Origin of the sequence: Rhodococcus sp. CX, assembly GCF_015865005.1 — a bacterium.
GTDB lineage: Bacteria > Actinomycetota > Actinomycetes > Mycobacteriales > Mycobacteriaceae > Rhodococcus.
Map to the genome: position 1 here is coordinate 8,861 of NZ_JADZGH010000137.1, position 807 is coordinate 9,667.

The following is an 807-nucleotide window of genomic DNA, read 5'->3' on the forward strand; positions in this document are numbered from 1 at the left end:
CCGAACAGGATCGGGCGGCCCTCGTCGTCCGTCTCGGAGAGTTCGGCATCGAGTCGTTCGAGCGCCCGTTTGGCCACGCTCGACATCTGGCCGAGCCACGTGGGGGTCGCGATCAGCAGGATGTCGGCGTCGAGGATGCGCCGTCGGACGTCCGGCCATCGGTCGCCGTTCCCCATATCGGCCTCGACGCCGGGACGGATGTCGAGATCGACCAGCCGGATCGCCTCACCGGTCACGTCGTACTTGCCGAGCTCGGCGAGGACGTGTTCGGTGATCAGATCGCTGCTCGACGCGGCCGGGGACGGCTTGAGCGTGCAGACCAGTGCGAGCGCCTTCAGAGATGTCATGCCGTCGCGGGTACCCGTGCCGCTTCGCGGGTGAAACGCGGTCCTGCCGCTCGGTGCGCGATCGCAACTTCCCCGCGCTGGCATAGCCTGTTCTTCATGTCAGTTGAAGAGCCCACCGCGGTCGTCGGTGCCGGTGAGACGGTCGTGACCGATCCCGCCCATGTCGCCGGCGGCCTGACCACCGAGCAGGTCGCCGAACGTGTGGCGCGGGGCGAGACGAACGACGTTCCCGATCGCGCGTCCCGGTCCGTCAAGGACATCGTCCGCGCGAACGTGTTCACGCGGATCAACGCGATCCTCGGTGTGCTGTTCCTCATCGTGCTGTCCACCGGCTCGATCATCGACGGCATGTTCGGCCTGCTGATCGTGGCGAACAGCGGCATCGGAATCATCCAGGAGATCCGCGCGAAACGGACCCTGGACAAGCTCGCGATCGTCAGCCAGACCAAGCCGGTCGTAC

At 66.7% G+C, this 807-nt stretch carries 1 protein-coding gene and 1 pseudogene; one reads left to right on the forward strand and one right to left on the reverse strand.

Annotated features, from left to right (window positions below):
* Positions 1-347: flavodoxin family protein (locus I0Q12_RS32895; protein WP_231610680.1), on the reverse strand; the 347-nt coding region annotated here is incomplete at its 3' end.
* A 96-nt stretch (positions 348-443) separates the two neighbouring features.
* Here I0Q12_RS32895 and I0Q12_RS14650 point away from each other — a divergent pair.
* Positions 444-807, forward strand: a pseudogene (locus tag I0Q12_RS14650) (cation-translocating P-type ATPase); the annotation flags it as partial.